A 1,605-nucleotide genomic window follows, 5' to 3' on the forward strand; every position below is an offset into this window, starting at 1 on the left:
GTGGCACCGCTCGCCGCAGCCCCAGCGACCGAACGTTAGTGAGCGAGTGGGCGAGGAAGCGGAAGAGAACCGGAAACCACATTGAGCACGTACGCACTGATGCGGGGTGTCGGGGTGAAGCCCTGACCAGATGGCAAACGGAATATCGTCGCGGGTGACGGTATTACATTTGCACATCCTGTCCCGATTTCTGCGGAGTTTAACGGTGAACGGACGGCAAAAAACGTGCAGGAGCTGTTGAACGTGAAAACCTCGAAATCTGGCAAAAATCACGGCTGACGAGGCTTGCAGAGGATTAAGCCAGTATACACTCCGCTATCGCTACGTGACTGGGTCAGGGCTTCGCCCCGACACCCCAAAGAGTAGCTAGGATAAATATCTAATGGAATCAATGCGTTAGACGCCTAATATAAAGATACAGAAAGGAGAATAAAAACATTAACAAAATCTAAGGGTTACAGTTGACATAGTTATCAATAATGATAACACTGTTATCATTATTGATAACTCAAATAGGGTTCAAAGATGAGTAAGGATGTCGAGAGAATCACTCAGATAAATGACCAGGGTGAGATTATCGGCGGCTTCGTTGCCGTTATCCGCCCTAAACAAAAATCAGCATTTCAGAGGCATTTCACCATGAATCAAGACGCATTACGGATCTTGGCTAAGGAATTAACCGGGGAGCAATTCAAGGTCTTAATGCTGATGCTTGCAGATCTGGATTACGAAAACTTCATTCAGATCGCCCAAGCAGATATTGCTGAAACTTTAGGGATGCAGAAAACGAATGTTAGTCGCGCCGTTCGCGCGCTACTGGATGTTGGGGTGATCTTTGAGGGACCTAAAGTTGGCAGATCAAAAACATACCGGCTGAATGAACAATTTGGTTGGAAAGGCACCGTAACCAACCACAAAAAGGCACTCAAAAACGGCTTTAGTGTCATTCAGGGCGGCCGGATTTAAAGAGCCAGCGGCAGGCGGACAATCAGGGCTACGTGTTAACGTTTTGACCATGATTGTCTATCCTGCATTGCTCTTTTGCCGCATGTCAGTTCGATGCGATGCAGGATAGGGCAAACGCCGCAAAATGACGTCATTGACGTCATTCGCAACCTTTGCCCGATAATCTCCAAAACGTCTGAGCTGCCACGGTTCCGGCAGCGCCTTGAGCGCAACCGGAAACCGTCTGGGGAGAACCCCAGACCCCCATCGCTGTAACATCGACGGTCTACGACCACCAACCAGCTGAATAGCTGCCAGTGCCGTGCAAATGGGCTTTGCAGGGGGCTGACGCGGTTCCTGGCGACCTGAAAGCCCCTGGTTAGGGGTATCGGCGCGCCTGACCTCCTGAAACCCTCTGTAAGCGTTTTTCGCGCCTTCCATGCCCTGACGGGCATTTAAAACCCGTTTCGTGCGCCTGAGAGCTTCTGAGAGCGTTTGAAGAGCTATCTGGCGACTCATCCCCGAAAGAACAACAGCGGAATCACCGATAACATGCGAGAGGTGGCACCGCTCGCCGCAGCCCCAGCGACCGAACGTTAGTGAGCGAGTGGGCGAGGAAGCGGAAGAGAACCGGAAACCACATTGAGCACGTACGCACTG

General features: G+C 51.1%; 1 protein-coding gene. It reads left to right on the plus strand.

Annotated elements, in window-relative coordinates; translation table 11 throughout:
- Window positions 1-525 precede the first annotated feature (525 nt).
- Complete coding sequence (locus ACMWJS_RS22880) at window positions 526-966, plus strand: hypothetical protein (protein ID WP_000031238.1); 441 nt, start codon at window positions 526-528, stop codon at window positions 964-966.
- Window positions 967-1,605 lie beyond the last annotated feature (639 nt).

Origin of the sequence: Enterobacter sp. HK-058-C-ECC (assembly GCF_047531125.1) — a bacterium.
Taxonomy (GTDB): domain Bacteria; phylum Pseudomonadota; class Gammaproteobacteria; order Enterobacterales; family Enterobacteriaceae; genus Enterobacter; species Enterobacter quasiroggenkampii.